Source organism: Enterobacter cloacae complex sp. IR5450 (assembly GCF_049238665.1).
GTDB lineage: Bacteria > Pseudomonadota > Gammaproteobacteria > Enterobacterales > Enterobacteriaceae > Enterobacter > Enterobacter hormaechei_C.
On the sequence record NZ_JBMKIC010000018.1, the window covers coordinates 30,009 to 42,076 of the forward strand.

Annotated in this window: 13 protein-coding genes and 1 pseudogene; 3 read left to right on the forward strand and 11 right to left on the reverse strand. The window is 55.7% G+C overall.

Annotated elements, in window-relative coordinates; all coding sequences use genetic code 11:
• Positions 1-41: 41 nt before the first annotated feature.
• Together pstB and phoU are read left to right on the forward strand one after the other, a co-directional pair.
• Positions 42-815 (forward strand): phosphate ABC transporter ATP-binding protein PstB, encoded by a 774-nt coding sequence (gene pstB, locus ACOTYB_RS14685; RefSeq protein WP_003861154.1) that lies wholly within the window; start codon positions 42-44, stop codon positions 813-815.
• A 26-nt stretch (positions 816-841) separates the two neighbouring features.
• A complete protein-coding gene (gene phoU / locus ACOTYB_RS14690) occupies positions 842-1,567 on the forward strand; it encodes a phosphate signaling complex protein PhoU (RefSeq protein WP_003861153.1) in 726 nt (241 codons plus the stop codon).
• A 94-nt stretch (positions 1,568-1,661) separates the two neighbouring features.
• Here the strand turns inward: phoU and yieH are convergent, their stop codons facing one another.
• Positions 1,662-2,327 (reverse strand): 6-phosphogluconate phosphatase, encoded by a 666-nt coding sequence (gene yieH / locus ACOTYB_RS14695; RefSeq protein WP_003861151.1) that lies wholly within the window; start codon positions 2,325-2,327, stop codon positions 1,662-1,664.
• Between the two features lie 165 nt (positions 2,328-2,492).
• Between yieH and adeP the strand changes: the two genes are divergently transcribed.
• Positions 2,493-3,830: an adenine permease AdeP gene (gene adeP / locus ACOTYB_RS14700; RefSeq protein WP_003861149.1), complete on the forward strand. Its 1,338-nt coding sequence runs from the start codon at positions 2,493-2,495 to the stop codon at positions 3,828-3,830.
• A gap of 86 nt (positions 3,831-3,916) precedes the next feature.
• Here adeP and ACOTYB_RS14705 read toward each other — a convergent pair whose 3' ends face one another.
• The 10 genes and pseudogenes from ACOTYB_RS14705 to ACOTYB_RS14750 form a co-directional block, all read right to left on the reverse strand.
• Positions 3,917-4,483, reverse strand: coding sequence for an NADPH-dependent FMN reductase (locus ACOTYB_RS14705; protein ID WP_003861147.1), 567 nt, complete (start codon positions 4,481-4,483; stop codon positions 3,917-3,919).
• Positions 4,484-4,519: 36 nt separating this feature from the next.
• Entirely contained in the window at positions 4,520-5,266 is a 747-nt protein-coding gene (locus ACOTYB_RS14710; RefSeq protein ID WP_409248942.1) for a 4'-phosphopantetheinyl transferase family protein, read from the reverse strand.
• A 122-nt stretch (positions 5,267-5,388) separates the two neighbouring features.
• Positions 5,389-6,360: an HTH-type transcriptional regulator YidZ gene (gene yidZ / locus ACOTYB_RS14715; RefSeq protein WP_022652106.1), complete on the reverse strand. Its 972-nt coding sequence runs from the start codon at positions 6,358-6,360 to the stop codon at positions 5,389-5,391.
• Entirely contained in the window at positions 6,329-7,504 is a 1,176-nt protein-coding gene (locus ACOTYB_RS14720) for an MFS transporter (RefSeq protein ID WP_003861141.1), read from the reverse strand. The genes yidZ and ACOTYB_RS14720 overlap by 32 nt, the downstream gene beginning before the upstream one ends.
• A gap of 111 nt (positions 7,505-7,615) precedes the next feature.
• Positions 7,616-8,980 (reverse strand): tRNA uridine-5-carboxymethylaminomethyl(34) synthesis GTPase MnmE, encoded by a 1,365-nt coding sequence (gene mnmE / locus ACOTYB_RS14725; RefSeq protein ID WP_015570136.1) that lies wholly within the window; start codon positions 8,978-8,980, stop codon positions 7,616-7,618.
• A gap of 72 nt (positions 8,981-9,052) precedes the next feature.
• The gene (gene yidC / locus ACOTYB_RS14730) at positions 9,053-10,696 is read right to left on the reverse strand and encodes a membrane protein insertase YidC (RefSeq protein WP_003861138.1); all 1,644 of its coding nucleotides are present in this window, start codon (positions 10,694-10,696) and stop codon (positions 9,053-9,055) included.
• 2 nt (positions 10,697-10,698) lie between these two features.
• A complete protein-coding gene (gene yidD / locus ACOTYB_RS14735; RefSeq protein WP_001307474.1) occupies positions 10,699-10,956 on the reverse strand; it encodes a membrane protein insertion efficiency factor YidD in 258 nt (85 codons plus the stop codon).
• Positions 10,920-11,279: a ribonuclease P protein component gene (gene rnpA / locus ACOTYB_RS14740; RefSeq protein WP_003861126.1), complete on the reverse strand. Its 360-nt coding sequence runs from the start codon at positions 11,277-11,279 to the stop codon at positions 10,920-10,922. Before rnpA ends, yidD begins: the two co-directional genes overlap by 37 nt.
• Before the next feature lie 16 nt (positions 11,280-11,295).
• Entirely contained in the window at positions 11,296-11,436 is a 141-nt protein-coding gene (gene rpmH, locus ACOTYB_RS14745) for a 50S ribosomal protein L34 (RefSeq protein WP_000831330.1), read from the reverse strand.
• A gap of 228 nt (positions 11,437-11,664) precedes the next feature.
• Positions 11,665-11,715, reverse strand: a pseudogene (locus ACOTYB_RS14750) (hypothetical protein); the annotation flags it as partial.
• Positions 11,716-12,068: the final 353 nt, after the last annotated feature.

A 12,068-nucleotide genomic window follows, 5' to 3' on the forward strand; every position in this document is an offset into this window, starting at 1 on the left:
ACGGCGCGGCAGCTCGCGGCGCCGAATGAGGAAATGAGTCAATGAGTATGGTTGATACTGCCCCGGGTAAGATTCAGGTTCGTGATTTGAACTTCTACTACGGCAAATTCCATGCCCTGAAGAATATCAATCTGGATATCGCGAAGAACCAGGTAACGGCATTCATCGGTCCGTCCGGCTGTGGTAAATCCACGCTGCTGCGCACCTTTAACAAAATGTATTCGCTCTATCCGGAGCAGCGCGCAGAAGGTGAAATTCTGCTGGACGGTGACAACATCCTGACCAATACCCAGGATATCGCCCTGCTGCGTGCGAAAGTGGGGATGGTATTCCAGAAACCCACGCCGTTCCCGATGTCGATCTATGACAACATCGCCTTTGGTGTGCGTCTGTTTGAGAAGCTCTCCCGTGCGGATATGGACGAGCGCGTGCAGTGGGCATTGACCAAGGCCGCATTATGGAACGAAACCAAAGATAAACTTCACCAGAGTGGGTACTCTCTCTCCGGTGGTCAGCAGCAGCGTCTGTGCATTGCGCGCGGTATCGCCATTCGCCCGGAAGTCTTGCTGCTGGATGAGCCGTGCTCAGCCCTGGACCCGATCTCAACCGGGCGTATCGAAGAGCTGATCACCGAGCTGAAGCAGGATTACACCGTGGTGATCGTGACCCACAACATGCAGCAGGCTGCACGTTGTTCTGACCACACGGCGTTTATGTACCTGGGCGAGTTGATTGAGTTCAGCGATACGGATGCGCTGTTCACCCGTCCGGCGAAGAAACAAACCGAAGATTATATTACTGGCCGCTACGGTTGATTTGCCTTAGTGCATGTGGAGAAACCATGGACAACCTCAATCTTAATAAACACATTTCCGGCCAGTTTAACGCAGAGCTGGAAAGCATTCGCACCCAGGTGATGACCATGGGCGGCATGGTCGAGCAGCAGCTTTCTGATGCGATCACGGCGATGCACAACCAGGACAGCGAGCTGGCGAAGCGCGTTATTGAAGGCGACCACAACGTCAATATGATGGAAGTCGCCATCGACGAAGCCTGCGTGCGCATCATTGCGAAGCGTCAGCCGACGGCGAGCGACCTGCGTCTGGTGATGGCGATCATCAAAACTATCGCCGAGCTGGAGCGTATTGGTGACGTGGCGGATAAAATCTGCCGCACCGCGCTGGAGAAATTCTCCCAGCAGCACCAGCCGCTGCTGGTGAGTCTGGAGTCTCTCGGTCGCCACACCGTGCAGATGCTGCACGACGTGCTGGACGCTTTCGCGCGCATGGATCTGGACGAAGCGGTCCGTATCTACCGTGAAGACAAGAAAGTTGACCAGGAATACGAAGGCATAGTGCGTCAGCTGATGACCTACATGATGGAAGATTCCCGTACCATTCCAAGCGTACTCACCGCGCTGTTCTGTGCGCGCTCAATCGAGCGTATTGGCGACCGCTGCCAGAACATTTGCGAATACATCTTCTACTTCGTGAAGGGGCAGGATTTCCGACACGTGGGCGGCGACGAGCTGGACAAGCTGCTGGCGGGTAAAGATCCGAAAGAGTGATTTTTACCCTCACCCTAACCCTCTCCCACAGGGAGAGGGGACCATTCGGTTTTCTCCCTCTCCCTGTGGGAGAGGGCCGGGGTGAGGGGAAAACTCAGCGAGTAATATCCCACCCGCGCGCCTTCCACAACGCTGGCAGTTGCGCCAGATCGGTAAAGGTCGTCACTTTTGGATGATCGATCGGCTTGTTGTGCGGATCGGCGCAGAAGTAAAACACCTCCATCCCCGCATCAATCCCTGACTGCGCGCCCGCAGACGAGTCATCCACCAGGATGCAGTTCTCCACGTTGACGTTCATCGCCTTCGCCGCGTGGAACATCAATGCCGGATCCGGCTTCCAGCGCTGGATATCGTAGCCACTGAACAGTTTTTCCGGGAAGTGGTGCAACATATTCAGCTTGCCGAGCGAGTGCTGCATTTTGCTGACCGGGCCGTTAGAGACCACGCAGATCGGCACCGTCATCGCATCCAGCAGCGTGTTAGCGCCAGCGATAACTTCCAGCTCGGCGTCGAAGAGGCGTGCGACCTCGGCGCGGTACACCGGTTCCAGATCCGCTTTCGCCAGATCCACCCCGTGCTCTTCGTTAATGATGTCGATGATCTCGTACAGCTTCACGCCCTTAAAGCGTTTAAACACCTCTTCGAGATCGAGCGTAATACCAAATTCCTGGAACATGGCGACATACGCGCGGGAACAAATGACCTCACTGTCGACCAGCGTACCGTCACAGTCGAAAAATACCGCTTCAATTCCGGACATGCCTTTCCCTTTTAACAAGTTTAACGTTTTCGTACGGCAGTTCACCGGGACGCAATCGTTGCCGTATAAGCAAAATCAATGAAAAAAGTATCCCGTAACCGCCACTATTGTCGCATTTTGGTATAGGATAGCGACGAATTTTCCCTCCTTGTTCGGAAATTGATGATGAGTCAACAACACACTACCCAGACGTCTGGTCAGGGGCTGCTTGAGCGCGTGTTCAAACTGCGCGAGCACGGCACAACGGCACGCACCGAAGTGATCGCCGGTTTTACTACCTTCCTGACGATGGTCTATATCGTTTTCGTTAACCCGCAAATTCTGGGCGTGGCTGGCATGGACACCAGCGCCGTCTTCGTGACCACCTGTCTGATCGCGGCGCTTGGCAGCATCCTGATGGGCGTTTTCGCTAATCTGCCCGTGGCGCTGGCCCCGGCAATGGGCCTGAATGCGTTCTTTGCGTTCGTGGTGGTTCAGGCGATGGGCCTGCCGTGGCAGGTCGGGATGGGCGCTATTTTCTGGGGCGCGGTCGGCCTGCTGCTGCTGACCATCTTCCGCGTGCGCTACTGGATGATTGCGAACATTCCCGTGAGCCTGCGCGTGGGTATCACCAGCGGTATCGGTCTGTTTATCGGCATGATGGGGCTGAAAAACGCTGGCGTTATCGTGGCGAACCCGGAAACGCTGGTGAGCATTGGTAACCTGACCTCTCACAGCGTGCTGCTGGGCGTGCTGGGCTTCTTTATCATCGCGATCCTGGCGTCGCGCAACATCCATGCTGCGGTGCTGGTCTCTATCATTGTGACCACGCTGCTGGGCTGGATGCTGGGTGACGTACATTACAACGGTATCGTCTCTGCGCCACCAAGCGTCTCTACCGTGATTGGCCACGTTGATCTGGCGGGCTCGCTGAACCTGGGTCTGGCCGGGGTGATTTTCTCCTTCATGCTGGTCAACCTGTTTGACTCCTCCGGTACGCTGATTGGCGTGACCGACAAAGCGGGTCTGGCGGATGAAAAAGGCAAATTCCCGCGCATGAAGCAGGCGCTGTATGTGGATAGCATCTCGTCCGTCGCTGGCTCTTTCATCGGCACCTCGTCTGTTACCGCTTACATTGAATCCTCTTCCGGTGTGTCCGTGGGCGGTCGTACTGGCCTGACGGCGGTAGTTGTGGGTCTGCTGTTCCTGCTAGTGATCTTCCTCTCTCCGCTGGCGGGGATGGTGCCACCATACGCGGCAGCTGGCGCGCTGATTTACGTCGGCGTGCTGATGACCTCAAGCCTGGCGCGCGTGAAGTGGGAAGATTTGACGGAAGCCGTTCCGGCGTTTATTACCGCGGTGATGATGCCGTTCAGCTTCTCGATCACCGAAGGTATCGCGCTGGGCTTTATCTCTTACTGCGTGATGAAGATCGGTACCGGCCGCTTCCGCGAACTCAGCCCGTGCGTGATTATTGTTGCGCTGCTGTTTGTGTTGAAGATTGTGTTTATTGATTCACACTAAGATGCTGGTGGTGTCAGGTGGCGCTTCGCTTACCTGACCTACGGGCAAAGTTCCCTCTCCCTGTGGGAGAGGGGTAGGGTGAAGGCTTACGCCTTCACCCGCTTAATATAATCCCCAAACGCGGTCAGCTGGCCAGAGAGATGGTCACGCGTACTCTGATCCACCACTTCACCCGTCTGCGGGTCGACCTTGTTCTGAATCACGCCGCCCATAAATTCCGGCTTGTTCATCACCATCGCATCCAGGAACACCAGGATCTGACGCAGGTGATACTGGCAGCGCGCGCCGCCAATGGCACCCATTGAGCTGGTCTGGATCAGCACAGGTTTACCAGACAGCGGCTGCTCCGGTAAACGGGACAGCCAGTCAATGGCGTTCTTCAGACCACCCGGCACCGAGTAGTTATACTCAGGCGTCACAATCACCACGCCGTCAGCCTGACGGATCTGCTCGGCTATCGCTTCCACGCTTTGCGGGAACCCTTCTTCCTGCTGAACGTCAGCATCATAAAGCGGGATGTCGCCAATGGACGGCAGGGCACTGATCTCCATTCCCGCAGGCGCCAGCTGCGGCAGCGTACGGGCAACCATCCCGTTAAAAGAACCTTTGCGCAGGCTTCCCAGTAACGTAACAACTTTCAACGTATCAGACATGATTACTCCTGTTTCATCATGATGACCCTGGACGGATCAGCTATGGGTGTATGCTTTTTCTGCCGGTAAACTGGTTAATCGCATCAGGCGCGCGGCGGGCTCGTTGGCGCGCTCAGGGACATCCGGAAGACTACGCCAACCGCGAATACTGTCAAATTCCCAGATTTTCAGCCGTTCGATGGCGGGGCTCACCGCAACGGACCAGATCAGTACGTCCTCAGCGTCGCTGAACGCCTCTACCAGCGAGGCTTTTGTCGCGCGCAGGCGTCCGGAGCCGGGGAGCAGCTGCAACAGGCTGGCGTCGTCTGACGCCGCGCCGTTCAGTTTGCGGATGCTCTGGCGAAGGGTGATGAGCTGCGCTCTGGCTTCAACAGGGTCGTTCTGGTTACGTATCCACAGCTTTTCATTGCTGGAGAGCGGGTATTCATCGAGCGCGTTAGCACCATGGAAGCTACGCGTGACGCGTTGCAGCTCCATATCCAGGCCACAATCACCTTCAGTCGTCAGCGCGACGCCAACAATGTTGCCGGTGTACGCAATGGAAAAATGGGGGAGTGCCGGGTCCGCAAAAACCGGGCGACCTTCTGGCTGGGTGAGTATGTCCGGTAGTTCGCTAGTGCCGTAGAGCATAAAAAGCAGTTCTGCGAGGAGCGCTCTGGAAGCTAAAAACCGCGTCCTGCGGTGTTCAGGTAGTTTGAGCGCCTCACTGTGACAGGTTGAAGAAAGTCTGGCCGATACGAGATGCCCTTCCGTTAATGTTCCTCGTGCAAAGTGCGTAGCCATTTTTCGCTCCTTGATAATGGTCGTAGTCGGTTAAACGGTTACATGATTATCGCTTAACTTAGCTTCTGTTTTAATCAGTAAATGGAAATAAGAGAAGCCTGAGCACCGAACTTTACATTATCTTAGGCAAAAACCTGATCTGGTGCGGTATACAGCGCTTTAATCGTCTCACGCAGCCAGAGGATTTTCGGATTATGGCTGTTCCGTTTATGCCAGATCAGCGTGAAGGGTACGGTGAGCTTTTCTGCCTGCGCCTCATCGATGGGAATGGGCAGACAGACCAGATTACGCTGGTGGAGTTGATTGTAGTGATGGCAGTAGTGCGGCGCAGTGGCTATGTAGTTGTGATCCGGCTGGGCCGCCATAAACATCGACTGTTCAAAACCGGGCAAACTCATGGCGATGTTACGCTCCCGGCCCATCTCCCTTAGCACCTCGTCGAGCGCCCAGGTGTCACTGCGTTCCCAGAAGATGCTGATATGCGGGTAGCGCAGAAACGTCTCCAGATCCCACGCTTCCTGGAGCGCGGGATGATCCTCGCGCAAATACACGCACGGACGGTCACTGAACAGGATTTCGTAGTCGATAAACCACGGCATCAGCTTTAGCAGTTCGCGCGAGCGAGGGTGCGTTTCACGCCCGGTGAAGCCCAGATCCACTTCTCCGCGCGTAATGGCGTCCAGCGAATCGTAATCCCATTGCCGCAGTTTCACCGTCGCCTGTGGGTAGCGCTCGTTCACCTGCTCCAGCAGGGTATTAAAGCGGATCAGCATCAGCGGTGTTTCGGCGGCGAGCACAAACTTAAGCCCGCCTGGAGAGCTATGGTGGAATTTATCGAGGATCTGGTTGCCAATCTGCATCCAGTCGGCCAAATCCTGTTCCAGACTCACCGTCAGCGGCGTGGGCAGTAGCCCTAAAGGCGTTTTCACAAACAGCGGATCGTCGAACCAGTCGCGCAGCTTCGCCAGCGATTTACTCACCGCGGACGGCGTCACGTTCATCCGCTTCGCGGCTTTGGTGACGCTGCGCTCCTGCAACAAAAGTTGCAGGCAAAGTAAAAGATTAAGATCGAGACTGCTGATGGGCTTCTTCATAGTGCGCCGCGGGCTGGATGACCATAAGTAAGGTAATGCAGAGTATGCTACAGCCAATCAGAACCCCGATCAGCATATTCAGCGCGTTAAGGCCGATCACCGCCGCCAGCCAAATCCATAGCGAAGAACCGCAGACCTGCGCAATGCCCAGCACCGAGCTGGCCACGCCTGCCCGCAGCGAGAAGGGGCCAAGCGCCTGACTCATCGCCACACCAAAGCCGACGGAGAATCCGGCGCAGATCAGAGTAATGCCCACCAGCATTACAGCGTGTGAGGTGGCGGTCGCCAGGATCACGCCTGCGGCGAGAAACAGCGTCTGTGAGGTGAGCATCAGCGTGCGCTGGCGGAAGATGTTGAGCGCAAAGGGTGTTGAGAATGAAACCGCCATGCTCACCATCGCGGTTAGCGCCATCACCGTCGAATACTCACCGCGATCGAAGCCCATCGTCTCCATCAGCAACACCGGGGAAACGTTTACATAGGTGAGGATCACCGCCACGCTAAGCGTGGTGATTGCCAGCCGACTCAGGAAAAAGCGATTCACCAGCTTTTCAGCCGGATGGAGGGTTGCGGTGTGATATGGCTGTTGCGAACCGGGATGGGTCTCTTTCAGCACCGTCACGGACAGGATAAAGACGATGGCGCCCATGGCTGCCATGGTCCAGAAAAGACTCTGCCACGGAAATTTAAGCATAATCAGGTAGCCTACAACCGGTGCCAGCACCGGGATGATGCAGGTAATGCCGTTAAGCATCGACAGCACCTTGGCGCGGCGCTGGGCGCTCAAGGTATCGCGCAGAATGGCAAAGGCCACCACGTAACAGCCGCCTGCGCCAATGCCCTGGATAAAACGTCCTGACAGGAACATTGTGCTTTCCTGAGCCACTGAACAGAGTACTGATGCCAGCGCAAAGATAACTGCACCCGTAATCGCGACGGGCTGGCGGCCTGCTTTATCCGCGATTTTCCCGGCAAATACCATCGACGACGCCATTCCCGCGAGGTAGGCCGAAAACGCGATGTGCAGTTGCGCCTCGCTGGCACCCAGATCGCGGGCAATATGCGGTAGCCCCACCAGATACATATCAATGCCGGACGGATAAAGCAGAACTAATGCGAAACTACAAAACAGAAAACGCGCCATAAACCCCCCATAGATGCAGGCATGCAGGATAGGGGGTGAAAGGGGATTAGGCGAGTTGCCATTTGGACAATGGTGATTTCCCTGGAGGAAATCACCCTGTATTAACGTGAATTACTTACCAATACAGAAGCTCGAGAAAATCCGTCCAAGCAGATCGTCCGACGTAAACTCCCCGGTGATCTCGCTCAGATTCTGTTGCGCCAGACGCAGCTCTTCCGCCAGCAGTTCACCGGCCCACGCGCCGATCAGCTGGGCTTTACCCTGCTCAAGGTGGCGAGCCGCCTCTTCCAGCGCCTGCAAGTGACGACGACGCGCCAGGAAGCCACCCTCCATGCTGGTGTCGAACCCCATGCTCTGTTTGAGATGGCTTCGCAGGGCTTCCACGCCTTCACCGGTACGGGCCGACAGGCGAATAAGTGAGTGACCATTCACATCGCTGATGCCCAGCGTTTCGCCGGTAACGTCGGCCTTGTTGCGCACCACGGTGATCGGCAGTTTAGCCGGGAGACGGGCGATAAAGTCTGGCCAGATTTCAGCCGGGTCAACGGCGTCGGTTGTGGTGCCGTCCACCATAAACAGCACGCGGTCGGCCTGCTCGATCTCCTGCCAGGCGCGTTCGATACCGATACGCTCGACTTCATCGCTCGCATCGCGCAGGCCAGCGGTGTCGATGATGTGCAGCGGCATGCCGTCGATGTGGATATGCTCGCGCAGCACGTCGCGGGTGGTGCCGGCTATGTCGGTGACGATCGCCGCTTCACGGCCCGCCAGGGCGTTCAGCAGGCTCGATTTCCCGGCGTTGGGGCGTCCGGCAATGACCACCTTCATGCCTTCACGCAGCAGGCTGCCCTGGCGCGCTTCGGCGCGGACGGCATCGAGATCGTTCATCACCTGGTTGAGCTGAGCTTCAATTTTACCGTCTGAGAGGAAGTCGATCTCCTCGTCCGGGAAGTCGATAGCCGCTTCGACATAGATTCGCAGGTGAGTAAGTGCTTCCACAAGGTGATTCACGCGTGCGGAAAACGCGCCCTGCAACGAGTTCAGCGCGGAGCGGGCCGCCTGTTCGGAGCTGGCGTCGATCAGATCAGCAATCGCCTCGGCCTGCGCCAGGTCGAGCTTATCGTTGAGGAAAGCACGCTCGGAGAACTCACCCGGCTTCGCAATGCGCAGGCCAGGCAGGGTCAGAATACGTTTTAACAGCAGGTCGAGGATCACCGGGCCGCCGTGGCCCTGAAGTTCCAGCACATCTTCGCCGGTAAAGGAGTTTGGGCCGGGGAACCACAGCGCGATGCCCTGGTCCAGCGGTGTGCCGTCGGCATCCTTAAACGGCAGATAATCAGCGTAGCGCGGCTTTGGCAGTTTACCCAGCACCGCTTCGGCCACCTCACGCGCCTTCAGGCCGGAGATACGCAGAATGCCTACACCACCGCGTCCCGGTGGGGTTGCCTGGGCGACGATAGTGTCGTTATGGCTCATGGTTGCTCTCGTTCAATACAAATAAAAAAGGCGGTCAATCGACCGCCCTTATTTTAGCGTTAAGTTACCGAATCAGGACTTTTTCTTTTCGCGGCTATGCAGGCCACGTTTTTCCAGACCACGGTAAATCAGCTGCTGCTGGATGATGGTCACCAGGTTGCTGACGATATAGTACAGCACCAGACCTGACGGGAACCACAGGAAGAACACGGTGAAGATGACCGGCATAAAGGTCATGATCTTCTGCTGCATCGGGTCGGTCACGGTGGTCGGAGACATCTTCTGAATGAAGAACATCGTCACGCCCATCAGGATCGGCAGGATGTAGTACGGGTCCTGTGCGGACAGGTCATGGATCCACAGGGCGAACGGCGCGTGGCGCAGCTCAACGGAACCCATCAGCATGTAGTACAGCGCAAGGAAGATTGGCATCTGAATCAGCAGCGGGAAGCAACCACCCAGTGGGTTCACTTTCTCTGCTTTATACAGGGCCATCATCTCCTGGCTCTGACGCTGTTTGTCATCGCCCAGACGCTCACGCATAGCCTGAATCTTCGGCTGTAGCATACGCATCTTCGCCATGGAGGTGTACTGCGCTTTAGTCAGCGGGTACATGATGCCACGAACGATAAAGGTGATAACGATGATGGAGAAGCCCCAGTTACCCAGGAAGCTGTGGATGAACTTCAGCAGCTTAAACAGCGGCTGAGAGATGAACCACAACCAACCGTAATCCACGGTCAGATCCAGGTGCGGCGCAACGGCAGCCATTTTGTCCTGGATTTCCGGGCCGACCCACAGGGTGCTTGCCAGTTTACCGGTTTGACCCGGCTGCACCAGAACCGGCTGAGATTTGTAGCCGATGGCTGCAATACCGTTGCCGAGGTTCGCGGTGTAGAAGTTGTTCGTACCGTCGTTATTCGGTACCCACGCCGTCGCGAAATACTGTTGCAGCATTGCGACCCAACCGCCTTTAGAGCTGACGTTCAGGTTTTCGTTATCGGCAATGGTGTCGAATTTGTATTTCTCGTACTTGGTATCTGGCGTGGAGTAAGCCGCGCCACGGAAGGTATGCAGCGCAAAGTTGCTGCTTCCGGTATCACGGTGAGACGGCAGATTGATGGACTGCTTCAGCTGACCAAAGGTAGAGATTTCCAGCGGTTTCGCACCGGCGTTCTGTACGCTGTAGCCCACGTTCACCGCATACTCACCGCGTTTCAGGGTGAAGGTTTTGGTGAAGGTGTTGCCTGCCGCGTCGGTGTAGGTCATCGGGATAACCAGTTCGTTCTGACCATCAGCCAGTACAAACGTGTCATTCTCGACGTTATACAGTGGACGCGCACCGTTAGCCGGATTATCCGGGCCATCACGACCGGTCAGGCCGCTCTGCGCCTGGTAGATAAATTCAGGCGTGGTTTCCAGTAACTGGAACGGTTCGGTAGACTTCAGTTCTTTCGGGTAGGTCAACAGCAGCGCCTGCTCAACATCACCACCACGGGTGTTGATAGTCAGCTCAAGCACATCGGTCTTAACCGTAATCTGTTTCCCCTGGCCACTGGCCGGTACGCCCTGGTCGGCGGCGCTACCCGCTGCGGTGGTCGTGGTCTGCGTGGTCTGCTGCTGGGGTTGAGGATTTTTATCCTGCTCCCATGCCTGCCAGATCATGAAAGACACGAACAACAAAGCGATGATAAGAAGATTGCGTTGCGAATCCATCGTTAGTGTTCTCTGGTATCAAAAGGTCCTGGAGGGACGGGGTCGTCTCCACCTGGGTGTAAAGGGTGGCATTTTAATACGCGTTTCACCGTCAACCAACTGCCTTTTATCACTCCAAACCTGCGCAATGCCTCAATTCCGTAGCTTGAGCATGTTGGCGTGAAACGGCAGTGTGGCCCGAGTAGCGGACTAATCAGGCGTTGATAGACCCGAATGAGGGCTATCAGGACCCGCGAGCCAGGCGACAGTGGCGGCGCCATAATTTTTCCAACGCTTCCGAGAGAGCACGGTTATCGAGGTCGGCAACCCCTTTTTTCGCCACCACCACGAAATCCATTGAAGGCAGTTCGTGTTGACGTAAACGGAAACTTTCACGCGTCAGACGTTTAATCCGGTTGCGTTCATGCGCACGCTTAACGTTTTTCTTGGCGACTGTGAGACCGATGCGGGGATGCCCCAGCGAATTTTGGCGGCCGAGGATGGTGATTTGCGGCGTGCCAGCCCGTTGTGGCTGCTGGAAGACGAAAGTGAAATGAGTGGGAGTTAACAAACGTAACTCCCTGGGAAATGCGAGCTTAACCACTCAGGGGTTAGCTTTATTACTTGGAAACGGTCAGACGAGCGCGGCCTTTAGCACGACGACGTGCCAGAACCTGACGACCATTTTTAGTAGCCATACGAGCACGGAAGCCGTGAGAACGGTTGCGCTTCAGTACAGACGGTTGAAAAGTGCGTTTCATGGCGATTTCTACCTAAACTTGAATAAATTCACTGACTTTTGCGTATACCCGAACGAGATTCGAACGACTAACGCCTCAGCGTGGGTGATTAAAGAGGCCGGATTGTAATAATTGTACACTCCGGAGTCAATTCTCTTTCCTTATTTCCCGCGTATTTCCGCACGATTTCGCGTGGAAAATGAGCAACGGACGACGCAGGAAGATGAGCATCACGCGCCGGGTCGAGGATTATACGGGCTCGCCAACAAAGCGCAAGGATCGTCCCGGATCTTCGTTAGATCATTTAAGCCAAAAATTGTCTGTGCTCATTAAATTTTCCAATATGCGGCCTAAATCGCGAGGCACTCGCGTCAGGATCGTTTACACTTACCCGATTCCGGATCTTCCTGTGGATAAATCGGGAAGAATCTGTGAGAAACAGAAGATCTCTGGCTCAGTTTAGGCTATGATCCGCGGTCCCGATCGGGATCCAGCGATCCTGGTCGGGCATAAACACAACATCGTTCAGGCTGTATCAACGATAGCGTGTATAACCGCAGATAGCGGTTCGCACATCACCCTGATGGGGTCATGTCGATGTGCGCCAACAATCATGAATATTCAATAGTTTTCTTTTATTGTTCGAGTGGAGT